11 protein-coding genes and 1 pseudogene are annotated in these 12,080 nt (G+C 36.0%); 2 read left to right on the plus strand and 10 right to left on the minus strand.

Annotated elements, in window-relative coordinates:
* Positions 1–1,881 (minus strand): DUF1800 family protein, encoded by a 1,881-nt coding sequence (locus ACH2CJ_RS13745; RefSeq protein ID WP_394993476.1) that lies wholly within the window; start codon positions 1,879–1,881, stop codon positions 1–3.
* A 466-nt stretch (positions 1,882–2,347) separates the two neighbouring features.
* Here ACH2CJ_RS13745 and ACH2CJ_RS13750 point away from each other — a divergent pair, with 466 nt between their 5' ends.
* The gene (locus ACH2CJ_RS13750) at positions 2,348–3,085 is read left to right on the plus strand and encodes a 3-hydroxyacyl-CoA dehydrogenase (protein WP_394993477.1); all 738 of its coding nucleotides are present in this window, start codon (positions 2,348–2,350) and stop codon (positions 3,083–3,085) included.
* Here ACH2CJ_RS13750 and ACH2CJ_RS13755 read toward each other — a convergent pair.
* From ACH2CJ_RS13755 to miaB, 9 genes and pseudogenes are all read right to left on the minus strand, one after another.
* Positions 3,081–3,299: pseudogene (locus ACH2CJ_RS13755) on the minus strand (phage tail protein); the annotation flags it as partial. The gene ACH2CJ_RS13750 and the pseudogene ACH2CJ_RS13755 sit on opposite strands and share 5 nt — an antisense overlap.
* A 54-nt stretch (positions 3,300–3,353) precedes the next feature.
* Positions 3,354–3,857 carry a phage tail protein gene (locus ACH2CJ_RS13760; protein WP_394993478.1) on the minus strand — a complete coding sequence of 168 codons (504 nt, stop codon included), beginning with the start codon at positions 3,855–3,857 and terminating at the stop codon, positions 3,354–3,356.
* A gap of 27 nt (positions 3,858–3,884) precedes the next feature.
* Positions 3,885–4,400, minus strand: a complete 516-nt coding sequence (locus tag ACH2CJ_RS13765; RefSeq protein ID WP_394993479.1) for a phage tail protein — start codon at positions 4,398–4,400, stop codon at positions 3,885–3,887.
* A 182-nt stretch (positions 4,401–4,582) separates the two neighbouring features.
* A complete protein-coding gene (locus ACH2CJ_RS13770) occupies positions 4,583–5,161 on the minus strand; it encodes a hypothetical protein (protein WP_394993480.1) in 579 nt (192 codons plus the stop codon).
* Between the two features lie 487 nt (positions 5,162–5,648).
* Positions 5,649–6,020 carry a preprotein translocase subunit SecG gene (secG, locus tag ACH2CJ_RS13775; RefSeq protein ID WP_394993481.1) on the minus strand — a complete coding sequence of 124 codons (372 nt, stop codon included), beginning with the start codon at positions 6,018–6,020 and terminating at the stop codon, positions 5,649–5,651.
* Positions 6,021–6,110: 90 nt separating this feature from the next.
* A complete protein-coding gene (locus tag ACH2CJ_RS13780) occupies positions 6,111–6,776 on the minus strand; it encodes a tetratricopeptide repeat protein (RefSeq protein ID WP_394993483.1) in 666 nt (221 codons plus the stop codon).
* Positions 6,777–6,868: 92 nt separating this feature from the next.
* Complete coding sequence (locus tag ACH2CJ_RS13785) at positions 6,869–7,429, minus strand: LptE family protein (protein ID WP_394993484.1); 561 nt, start codon at positions 7,427–7,429, stop codon at positions 6,869–6,871.
* Positions 7,410–8,741, minus strand: coding sequence for a sigma 54-interacting transcriptional regulator (locus tag ACH2CJ_RS13790; RefSeq protein WP_394993485.1), 1,332 nt, complete (start codon positions 8,739–8,741; stop codon positions 7,410–7,412). The genes ACH2CJ_RS13785 and ACH2CJ_RS13790 overlap by 20 nt, the downstream gene beginning before the upstream one ends.
* 116 nt (positions 8,742–8,857) lie before the next feature.
* Positions 8,858–10,315, minus strand: coding sequence for a tRNA (N6-isopentenyl adenosine(37)-C2)-methylthiotransferase MiaB (gene miaB / locus ACH2CJ_RS13795; protein ID WP_394993487.1), 1,458 nt, complete (start codon positions 10,313–10,315; stop codon positions 8,858–8,860).
* Between the two features lie 191 nt (positions 10,316–10,506).
* Between miaB and ACH2CJ_RS13800 the strand changes: the two genes are divergently transcribed.
* On the plus strand, positions 10,507–11,823 hold the full coding sequence (locus ACH2CJ_RS13800) for a gluconate:H+ symporter (protein WP_394993488.1): 1,317 nt from the start codon (positions 10,507–10,509) through the stop codon (positions 11,821–11,823).
* Positions 11,824–12,080 lie beyond the last annotated feature (257 nt).

The raw sequence follows: 12,080 nt of genomic DNA on the forward strand, positions 1-12,080 counted from the left end.
TTATTTGTTTATTAAGTAGTCTGGTGAAGTCATAATTAAGAAAATAGCAATTCTAACTCTGCGATATGCTTCTGTGGAAGCTGGCACACCATTGGCATCTTGCACATAAGGCATACTTTTTATAGCCGTTCCAATAATTTTCAAACTCTCGGCAGATAATTTTCCATGAGCAAAAATAAGGTTATACTTATCTAAAAGCAGTGGTACTTTATCGTTTCGGGTAAGTGCATAGTCGGCAACAACATTAAACCTTGGTTCTAGATTAGGTTTATATGTTTCGCCTAAAAATAAACCATAATAATCAATAGGGTCATCGTTTATTAACCAATCATTTAGTGCATTAAAATACCCTGTAAGCGTTTGTGAACTTAATAACTGAAATTCTGGAGCAACTTTATTGGCATCTTTCAAAGAACCATCTGGCATATAATCTGGCGAAAAAAAGTTAAAAACCGTAGTAGCATATAATGGTTTTTGTTCGGTTTTATCATAAACTCTATTCATTACATTTCGAAAAACGCCCCCTTGAGCTTCTAAACTTAATCCTTTTAACAAATTCATATATCTTATAAACGGTTCTTTCAACATACCATAAGATTCGGTATTATCTCCACAACATTGCCGAGCATCAGGGTCTAATAAAATAGCTCTTATTACAGCTTTCAAATCGCCTCTTACACCGCTTCCATTATTATTGAAAATAGTAGCAATCCGCTGAATATAAGCTGGACTTGGGTTAGAAGTAACTAAACGCTGAATCAGTCTTCGTGAAATAAATGGACCTACGTTTGGATGGTTAAAAATAACATTCAGTGCATCTTGAATGTCTTGTTCTCCCAATAAAACATCTCTTGCAGGAATAGTTGTATTTAAAAAAGTCTTTGCTCCATATTCATGAGCATCTACAATTCTTGGGTTAATTTTATTCGGGTTTTTTATGGCATCGCTATTATCTTTTCCATAGAATTTCAAACGTTTAGTATAGCTCCATTTATCTTTTGCAGCAATACCTATATATGCTCCATCTCCCCAAGATAAGCCCGTAAAAACTTTTGCTAAATTAACAATATCATTATTGGTATAGGTTGGAATTGACATCCCATTGGCATCTTTTTTCTCCGAACCATCAATATTCAATTCATAAAGACCAATAGAAAATAATTGCATGATTTCTCTCGCATAATTTTCGTCGGGATAAGTCTGTTTACCATTGAAGAGGTCAGTAGCATGATTATTCATAAAAGATAAATAAACAGCCATCGTTGGATGATAAGTAATTTTATCAATCAATGTTCGATAATTGCCAAATGAGTTGTCCATTAGTAAATCATAGTAGCTGGCAAGGGCATAAGGATTGTCACTAAATGAAGAAACACGTGAAGTTACAAAGATTTCGCTCAAAGCTAGACCTATACGCCATCTTAGCAAATCGGTAGCAGTCATACTGCCCTGAAACCAAGCAATATCAAAATGCCAATTATCAACACTGACATTCAATAAGGTATTTGTTGAGACATTATTTTTAATATTCAACGAATCTACCATTGATTGGTGCATATTCTGCACATAGCTTTCTAACTTGAAAGAATTGGGTAGAGCCAACTGGTTGTCCAACCATCTTTCAATGCCTTGGGTTGCAACTTTTTGAATTTCGGTATAGTTTGTTCCTAATGTAGCTTGTGAAAGAAACCTCGAAGAAGCATTTAGGTTTGGCAAGAAACCCGAACTCGTCAAGGTTGCAGCACCAGTTGCCGATGCCGTGCTTGAAGACACATTTACGCCTTTGGTATGTCCTTTTCCAAAAGTAATGTTTTGTTGGGATAATACATTTTGCGTAAAAAGACTTAGCAAAAAGATAACGTAAAGTTTCTTTGTTTTCATAGCGTATCTATTTTAAATCAGAACTAGAAAAAAACAAATCGGGTTTTATTTTATCTTTGTTCAATAGGATGTAAAAGTAAACATATTATTTTGACTGACGAAGAAAAAAAGATTTGCAAACAAACCTTTTAACATGTATCGAGCCATATTTTCCGTAATAAAATTTGCCCTAAAAAACTGATATTGAACTAAAAAAAGAAAAAATAGCACAATTACAAAGTGTTACAGCTTTTTAGATGAAAAAGTGCCAAGTAAAGGCTTAATTCCTAATGGTTGAATCTCCAAAGATTTCAAACTTTCGTCAAGAACTTGGGTCTATGTTGGTGTTTTGAATGAAAAAAAATCGGCAGCTTCATCAATTATTCAAGATTTGACAATTGCAAGACTTGACAGCGAATACATTGAAGCAATTTTGAAGCAGAGGCTTGAATTAGTTACTTCTCTTTAATCATAAAAATTTAGGAAAATGAATATCAAAAACAAAACTTTTTTAGTAACAGGCGGAGCATCTGGCTTAGGATTTGCCACCGCTCAAATGATTGTAAAAAATGGTGGAAATGCTGTTTTGTTAGACATTAATACTATTACTGGAGAACAAGCGACTATAGAATTAGGGCAGAACACCAAGTTCATCAAAACCGATGTAAGCAACGAAGAGCAAGTACAAAATGCCATTGACACCGCAGTCAGCACCTTTGCAGGCTTGCATGGCATTGTCAATTGTGCTGGCGTTGGACCAGCCATGCGAGTAGTTGGCAAAAATGGGCCTCATTCCTTAGATTTTTTTTCAAAAGTTATCAATATCAATCTGATTGGCACTTTTAATGTTATTCGTTTGGCAACAAACATCATGCAAAATAATGAAACAGGCGAATCTGGAGAAAGAGGTGTAATCATAAACACAGCTTCTGTTGCAGCATTTGACGGACAAATTGGGCAAGCTGCCTATGCCGCTTCAAAAGGCGGAATTGTAGCCATGACATTACCGATTGCACGAGAATTAGCCCGAATGGGAATCAGAGTAATGACAATTGCTCCCGGGATTTTTGAAACGCCACTTTTGGCATCATTGCCAACAGAAGCACAAGAATCATTGGGAAAACAAGTACCCTTTCCATCACGTCTTGGCAAGCCTGATGAGTATGCTTCACTCGTAAAACATATCATAGAAAACCAAATGCTGAATGGTGAAGTAATAAGGTAAGCCCAGGGCCTTGCCCTGGATGCAAAGGTGCACTGCCTTGTAAGTTGGGAAGAGCAAAAGTGCTTTTACCATCACCGCCATAAGTAGTACCCAATAAAGAGAACAGGGCTGTGTTTTGTGAGATAGGCAATAATTGCCCATTGCACCATGCCCATCCTCTTGGGGCAAAATTGAAAGGAAATATTCTTATTTCGGCTACAAACGGATCTGCCATGATTGATTGCTGTTTAAAAGTTTTTTTTTAATGTAATCTGTTCTCTCAAAATCATTAGGTTTGAGATGGGAATAGCCCAAACAAAGAGATGATAAAGTTTATACATAAAAAAGGTTGGAGATTGGTATGTGGCTGGCTTCCACCAGTGATCCCAACGTTTTGAACATTCATATTCTGAGAGGGAGGGTCTCCAAAAAACATTGTTGCCTGCGATGACGTACCTAAAATAGCATTGGTAGGTGATGCCGAACTTGCAGGATTGCCCGTTGCAACCATCGGATGTGTATGTGTTGGAATCTGAGTAGTCGTTAGGGTAACTTCCTCAACTCCAGCTGTTTCGGCTAAAATAAAACCATTTCCCATGTGAATTGGAACTCTACTTTGCAAATTTGGCAAATTAAAAGTGCTTTGACCATCGCCTCCATAGGTAGTACCGATTAATTGAAATAAGACATCGTTTTCAGAGATTGGGAGTAATTGTCCACTACAAAACATCCACCCACTTGGAGCAAAATTACCTGCAAACATTCTTATTTCTCCAATATAAGGTTGAGCCATAATTGTATAATTTAGATGTTGAATAAATTAGTTTTGCGAAGGAAAAATTCCTTGTAAGGCAATACAAAAGTTTAGTGTAAGATAGGGCTGCATATTGAGATGAGCTTGACTTCCACCAACACTGGTAACAGTGCCAGTATTTAATGAAACCAAATTCGATATAGCTGAACTATAAATATTGTTGGGCGTACTTGATGCCAAAGCTCCGCCCGTGGCAATTGTGGTATTGCCTGCTACTCCTCCACTTTGTACAGCACTTACAGCGTGGTTATGCGTCGGCATTTCGCCAACTGACAGCGTATGAGCCTGCTCACCGCTACGCTCACCAAGTGTATGCCCATTACCAACATGAATCGGCGTTCTTCCTCGATTGTCTGGTAATGCAAAAGTAGTTTGTCCATTACCTCCAAAGGTTGTACCTAATAAAGAAAACAAGGCTTGGTTTTGATTGATTGGCAAAAATTGTCCGTCGCATAATGCCCAACCTTTTGGGGCAAAAACAAAAGACATAATTCTAATTTCTGATAAAAATGGTTCTGCCATAGCTACAATAGTTTTTAAGGTTTTAATTCTTACTATTTATAAAATTATCAACTGTAATGAAGGGTTATTTTGCTATTATCATAAGGTAGGGAGGTTTTATGAAAAATATTCGGCAAAAGTAAATCATAGCACCCAAATTATAAAGAGTAAAAATACCTGTTTTTACTATCACGTATTTTTATCTATAAATTTGAAGAGGATTGCACTATAGATTGGTAAATGCGAAAATTATTTTTTTCTGTAAACAAATCCAATAATTTAATAAAATCTAAGGAGCGTTGAAGATTGTTGTTCGTAGTAAATGCTGATTCGTATAGGTCAGTTTTGTTGAAAACTTTTTGATTTTTCTTATCAAACATAGCATCTTCAACAATTGCTAACATTACTCCTGCATTTTGACAAATATTTATTGCTTTATTTTCTGAAAACGAACCTTTTTTAGGTCGTTCTATCATCACAAAGATGTTATTATTGGAGGCTTCTTTGATAGTTTCAAGGCTTTGATCATTGAAGTTTGAAATATAAAGAATATCAATATTATGACAAGTTTTTATTTCAGACAGATATGCCAGTTTTTGTGACGATAGTAAATGGTCAAAAGCTTGAGTTTTACCAGAAATAACTTCCATAATACCAATTTTCAAGCCTTTTTGGTTTGATTTTCCAAATGAAATTTGTGGAAAAAAGGCTAAAATTGCTGAGCTAAGGGCGAGTTTTTGAATAAAATCACGTCGTGAGTTAGTGTAAAGGTCTGATTTCATAGATTGTACCGATTTTATAGTTTCACTCTTATTTAAGTATAGACTATTGAAATGTAAAATAAATACCTCAATATTATAAAACAGCATTAGAAGTATCTATTAATTACGAATCAATAGAACGGGATATTTATAGAGAAGCAAAAGTTAGGATGTTAATTATTTGTTTCAAATTAAACGACCTTTCAAATGAAATTAAGTGTTGAATAATGGATTTTAGTTACTTACTAACAAATTTTTGTTGATGGTACTTTTCTTTGGGGAATGATTAATGATACCAAAGTTAAAAATAAAGTTTTATATAATCCTAATATTTTTTTTAACAAAACATTTGAAAATATCTGAAAGTCTAAATGCAAAAAGGAGAATTATAGTTATTTAATATTGAAAAATGCAGTGATTTTAATGAAAAAGTAAGGAGATAAACACAAAAGGTGAAGAAGTATAAACCTCTTCACCTTTTACATTATTTTTGTAATTTCTTTAAAATTTATTTTTTTGGTGCTGGCACAACAGGTGTCGTGTTAGCTGGAGCAGGTGTACCTGTTGCTGGTGCAGTTGCAGGAACTGCTTTTGGTGCTACTGTTTGCGATTTCTCTACGTTTAAACCATTGTCTTGTATAGCTGCGGCTCCTGTTTTGTCAAGAAAAATGCCAGCAGTCAATGAACCTACGATGATGAAAGCAAAAAATCCCCAAGTGAGTTGTTCAAGCAAATCGCCAGTACGCTGTACGCCAAACATTTGTGAACCTGCACCGCTAAATTCATTTGAAATTCCGCCACCTTTAGGATTTTGAATTAAAATTACTAAAACTAACAAAATGGCAACAATAATCATTAAAACTAAAATTGTAGTGTACATTTTTTTTAAAATTATCAACAATTCGCCGTTGCTACGGTTGGTCGTTGCGATTAACAATATGAAATAAATTTAAATTTCTGGATTCTAAAATTATAGCATCTTTCGCTGTAATTCTGCTATTTTTTCCGCAAAGTAAGTGATTTTTTCGGGATTTTTTGCAATAAGTTTACGATAAACTTCTATTGCCTGATCGAATCTACCTTGTCTGGCTAAGATTTTACCATAGCTTTCTGTGAAAAGAGGGCCATTGAGGGTTGTACTTCGCTCGCTCAAATCTTCAAATTCTTCGCTACCATCATTTTTCCTGATTGGTTGAATTCGAGGTTCTTTCTTGATAAACTGTTCAATCAATGCCAATTGTTCATCCTGAATATTTCTTAATGCTGGTTTAGCAATTGATTCTATTAATTCTTCTTCCAATTTCTCACGGTTTAATTCTTCTTCAATAGCAATTTCTGAAAATTTATTTTCAATGGGCAAAGAATCAATAAATCTCATAGTAGAAGTCGAATTCCAGTCCATATCATTTTCAATAACTTTTCGCAAAGCGTTTCTACTTAGTGCATAAATAGCTGCTTTCCGAATGGCATCTTGAGCGATTTCGGGAGCTTTCGCATAAATTCCTTTCGCCACAAGTGTATAACCCAACTGAAAATAAGGATACTTTTTAGTTGCATTTTCCATGAACATAATGTCATTGAGCGACAATGCCAGTGGATTATTCAGAAAATCAATAAAATTGTTTTTATCAAGCATAGTTTTATAGTAGTCGATAGTCAGTTAGACGATAGACGGTTGTAAATTTAGTCTTTTAATTTACTCATTTTAATAATTCAACATTAAATATATTACCATTGTGCTGCTGTATCATTAAATATATTCAACACAATTTGGTCAAGGATTTTGGGAACTAATGTGCCTTCTACTTGAGAAAGGTTTTGTTCTTGCGGAAAATCTTGGTAAAAAGAAAATTCTTTTTCAAAATTTTGTTCTTCATCTTTACTATTTGAAAATCGTACTTCTACCCTGATAGTAAGGCGGTTAAGGGCTGCTTTGTCGCTCGAAGTTGCCGAAACTGGTGTCAATTCATAGCCTGTAATCGAACCTTCCAAAAGCAAATCAGCATCGTTGGGTTTTAGTTTAAGACTTGTATTTCGTTGATAATATTCTTTTAGTTTTTCAGTGAAACTCAAAGTCAAATTCGCTGGTCCACCAGCAGTATTCATTACAAAGTTTTGAATCGTAATAGTTTTCAAATCACTCGAAAGCGTCGTGCCAGTGAACGAGTAAATTTTGCAAGAGCTTAAAAAAAAGCAAATGCAGAATGCCGAATAGAGAATGTTGAATGAACGATTAAAAAGATTTTTGCGATAGTTCGTAATTCGTAATTTATTCGTCTTCAATATCATATTGTTTGATTTTTCGGTAAAGTGTTCGTTCTGAAATTCCCAAGTCTAATGCGGCATATTTGCGTTTGAAATTGTTTTTTTTCAATGCTCGGGCAATCATTTCTTTTTCTTGTTTCTCCAACGAATAAGAGTTGTCTTCTGTTTCGTGCGAAATATCTTCAATATTCAAACGGTCATCTTGTAAGCTGTCTATTTTTATAAACCCTTGATTATTAGCAGGTTGATGGTAATTTTGATAACCAATTGGCTGAGGTGGTGCATATACGGTTGGTGGAATCAACGCTACGCTGTCGTCTTTATGAATACCGTTGAACAAGTCTTGATGTTGTTGCACAATATCTGGCCCAAGCGGAACGCCGCCCGTATGCCCACTTTGCAAGAGCGATAGTACCAATTTTTTCAAATCAGTCATGTCTTTTCGCATATCAAACAATACCTTATATAATAAATCTCTTTCCGAAAAATTACTATCGTTTCCACCATTAAGACCTTTCAGTAAAGCAGGTAAGCCACTCGATTGGTCACGAGGAAGGTATTTTGCTAAAATTTCGGCAGAAACTAAACGTTCTACTTCCAAAATCGTAATTTGTTCGGCAATATTTTTAAGCTGGCGTATATTTCCTGGAAACCGAAAATTCATCAATAATTGACCTGCACTTTCGGTCAATTCAACTGGACGAATACGATTTTTTTCGGCAAAATCGGCCGAGAACTTCCTAAAAAGTAATTCAATATCATAACCACGCTCACGAAGTGCAGGCACATAAAGCGGTACGGTATTTAAACGATAATACAAGTCTTCTCTAAAACGCCCTCGCTCCACAGCTTCCAACAAATTTACGTTTGTGGCTGCCACTACTCGCACATCGGTTTTCTTGACTTTCGATGAACCAACGGGTATAAATTCTCCATTTTCAAGTACTCGAAGCAAACGGGCTTGTGTTCCAATGGGCAATTCTGCAATTTCATCCAAAAAAATCGTACCACTATTGGTTGTTTCAAAATAACCTTTTCGGTCGTCAATTGCACCTGTAAACGAGCCTTTTACGTGTCCAAAAAGCTCCGAATCTATTGTCCCTTCTGGAATTGCCCCGCAGTTAATAGCTATAAAAGGGCCATGTTTGCGAGAGCTTAATGCATGAATTATCTTTGAAAAAGATTCTTTTCCACTACCACTTTCGCCATTTATCAAGACTGTCAAATCGGTAGGAGCAACCTGAATCGCCACACTGAGTGCATGGTTTAGCGGCGGTGCATTTCCGATAATGCCAAATCGATTCTTGACTGATTGTATTTCTGTGTTGTTGGTCATTATCCCTAATATTACTCATCTCGCCCATAAAGGGCTGTTATTTCCTTAAAAAATTAATGTTTGGGGAATTTTTATTGCAATTGCCTTTTCGTTAATAATTAGTTATTCATTATTAATCATTCTCCCAAAACTACCTTCCCAATCAAAGTTCCCGACGAACATTCGGTTATCAACACATTTACATAATCGCCTTTTCTGAAGTTTTCTTTCGGGAAAACTACGATTTTATTTTGGTCGTTTTTGCCCGAAAGTTGTTCGTTTGAGCGTTTCGAAAATCCTTCTACCAAAACTTTATAGGTTTTTCCGACGCAAAGCATATTTCTCTCAAGTGAATGTTCACGCTGACGAGCAATTACTTCTGCTAAACGGCGACTTTTTGTTTCTTCTGGAACATCATCTTTTAGTTTTTTTGCGGCCGGCGTATTTGGTCTTTCCGAATACGAAAACATATAACCGTTGTCATATTTCACATAGTCCATCAACGAAAGTGTTGCTTGATGGTCTTCTTCGGTTTCGGTACAAAAACCTGCAATCATGTCTTGCGAAATACCACATTCCTGACCTAAAATTTCACGAATTCGGTCAATTTTGCTTATGTACCAATCACGGTCATAAGTACGATTCATCAATTCTAAAATTCGACTACTACCACTTTGTGCAGGAAGATGAACGTAGTTGCAAATATTTTCGTACTTTTTTATCGTATATAGCACCTCATCATTGATATCTTTTGGGTGAGAAGTCGAAAATCTCACTCTCAAATCTGGACTTACTTGAGCAACCATTTCGAGCAAGTTTGCAAATGTTACAGTCTCCCCATCGGGGCTTTTGGCGACTGACGTTTCAGGGCTGGATTTCCATTTATAACTGTCTACATTTTGCCCCAAAAGCGTAACTTCTTTATAGCCTTGAACGAATAAATCGGTTGCTTCTTTTACGATTGAATGTGGGTCACGGCTACGCTCACGCCCACGAGTATAAGGCACAACACAAAAGCTACACATATTATCACAGCCACGCATGATGCTAATCATCGCAGTTACGCCATTAGAATTAAGGCGAATTGGTGTTATATCGGCATAAGTTTCTTCTCTCGACAAAAACACGTTCACTGCCTTATGTCCATCTTCTACTTCGTTGATAAGGTTTGGCAAATCACGGTACGAATCTGGTCCAACTACCATATCAACAATTTTTTCTTCTTCCAATAATTTGGTTTTCAAACGTTCGGCCATGCAGCCCAAAATGCCTATTTTGACATTTTTACGTTTGTTTTTCATCGGAACAAGGTGTTGCAAGCGATTTCTGACTTTTTGTTCGGCGTTATCTCTGATAGCACATGTATTGAGCAAAATCAGTTCGGCTTCTTCGATTTTTGAAGTGGTGGTAAAACCATTTTCTCGCATAATCGACGCTACAATCTCGCTATCAGCAAAATTCATTTGACAACCATAACTTTCTATATAAAGTTTTCGTGTAGTCGTACTTTTTTCGTCTTCGCTAATGCGAGGTAAATCTAATACTGCTTTATCTTCTTCGTTGAGAATCTTTAATGAATTGGTAACTAATTCCATTTTCTTTTTAATATTTTCCTATGAAAAGGCTATAAATGCACAATTTGGAAAATTGTGTTGCAAAATTACAACAATACTGACAGAATGTCAGGATAAAATAACTTAAATTTTTGGAAGATACTTTTTCATAGAATAAAATATCGGTTAATGTTTGTATTTTGCCATAAAATTCAACCTTACAAACGCTTTTTATGCCTTTACTTATTACACTTATAGGTCTTGTTGTGCTTATTATCTTGATTTCGTACTTCAAGGTTCATACTTTTTTAGCTTTTTTGATGGTTGCTTTTGGAGTAGGGTTGGCTTTAAATATGAAACCAGAAGCGATTCTGAAAGCCATTCAACAAGGAACAGGTAGTACACTTGGCTCAATTGTAGCAATTATTGCTTTGGGAGCAATGCTCGGAAAATTGGTTGCACAAAGTGGTGCAGCACAGCGAATCTCGACCATAATGATGCAAATCATTGGCACAAGCCATATTCGTTGGGCGTTTATGATTACGGGTTTTATCGTTGGTTTACCCTTGTTTTACTCAGTTGGTTTTATGCTGCTTGCTCCTTTGGTTATTACGGTTGCTTATCGTTATAAAGTTCCGGCGGTTTATATTGGCTTGCCGATGTTGGCATCGCTTTCGGTTACGCAAGGTTATTTGCCGCCGCATCCTGCACCTTTGGCAATTGTCAAGCAGTTTAATGTTGATATTGGATTAACACTTCTATATGGAATAATTGTGGCAATTCCTGCAATTTTAGTTTCTGGAGCATTGTTTGGAGCGACTCTAAAAAAATATACAACATTACCAAACAAAGCATTTATTGCTCCCGAACTTTCGGAAGACCAAATGCCTTCGACTTTCAACAGTTTGTTTTCGGTTCTGCTCCCAATTTTTCTGATAAGTTTTGCTACTATTTTGGCATCATTTCTTGCCGAAGGTTCATTTTTACGTGAAAGTCTCAACTTCATTGGCGACCCCGTTGTAAGCATGTTTATTTCGGTTTTAGTAGCAATTTATTTGCTTGGAATAAAACAGCATCGAAGTATGCCCGAAATTACTTCACTTTTGGGCGATTCGATTAAAGATGTAGCTATGCTTTTTTTGATTTTTGGTGGAGCAGGAGCATTAAAACAAGTTTTGACTGATGGTGGCGTTAGCCAATCTATTGCAGATATGATGCAGAATTCTACGCTTCATCCTTTGGTTTTAGGTTGGGGAATGGCAGCAATTATAAGAGTTGCTGTTGGTTCTTCAACGGTGTCGGGCATAACTACAGCAGGTTTTATGGCACCTTTGCTTATTGCAACACATACTGAGCCGCATTTGATGGTTTTGAGTATTGGTGCAGGAAGCATGATGTTTTCGCACGTAAATGATGCAGGTTTTTGGCTTTTTCGAGAATATTTTCAATTGTCAATGATTGATACACTCAAAACTTGGTCAGTTATGGAAACGCTCGTATCAGTTTCTGGCTTGGTAGGAGTGATGGCTTTGAATGGAATTATTGGGTGAATTTGGAAACTTCTTAATTTTATATTTCATTTGTAGAGTAAACGATACGTGTAGTAGAATCTTGATTGAAAAACTTTGTCATGCAGATAGTAGCAGAATTGCATTAACTTAATTTTTTTTTATAATATTTCAAACTCTCTTAACAAAAAAAACATGGAAGGACTATTGTATTCAATCGTTATTGGTGGTATTGCTGGCTGGTTGGCTGGCGAAATAAAAAGAGGTTTCGGCTTCGGTCTTATTGGTAACATTATTCT

This window comes from Emticicia sp., from assembly GCF_043780375.1.
Taxonomy (GTDB): Bacteria; Bacteroidota; Bacteroidia; order Cytophagales; family Spirosomataceae; genus Emticicia.